Origin of the sequence: Mesorhizobium sp. M4B.F.Ca.ET.017.02.2.1, assembly GCF_003998955.1 — a bacterium.
Classification (GTDB): domain Bacteria; phylum Pseudomonadota; class Alphaproteobacteria; order Rhizobiales; family Rhizobiaceae; genus Mesorhizobium; species Mesorhizobium abyssinicae.
Map to the genome: position 1 here is coordinate 1 of NZ_RZOF01000723.1, position 427 is coordinate 427.

General features: G+C 67.2%; 1 pseudogene. It reads left to right on the forward strand.

Annotated elements, in window-relative coordinates:
* Positions 1 to 427, forward strand: a pseudogene (locus EN738_RS35045) (hypothetical protein); the annotation flags it as partial.

The following is a 427-nucleotide window of genomic DNA, read 5'->3' on the forward strand; positions in this document are numbered from 1 at the left end:
GGTTCGGCAGCTCCCTCTTATCCGCCATTCAGCCTGGTTGGCTGCGGCAGCGTCGGATCGAAAACCGCTCTGCATCTGGCCCGTGCCGGCGCCCAGATCTTGGCCGTCTCCGACAGCAACGAGCTGCGGCCCCACAACATGGCCCGGCACGCCCTCGTGCGGCCACCCCTGCCGTGGCCGAAGGCGTTTGAACTGTCTGACGAGCTGGCCCTGCTCGGGCAGAAACCGGAAGCCCATCTGATTGACGTGGTTAGGGGCCTGAAGCGTGCGGACAATCGCCTGCTGATTTCGCCGCCCGGGACCGGCACGCTGCTCAACACGACCGCATCGAGCCTGGTGCGCGATGCCCTGTCAATGGTGAGCCCTGCCGAGCTGCCGGCACGCATGGCGGAGATCGCCCTTTTCGGGCGCGGCCGTGGCGGTTTCG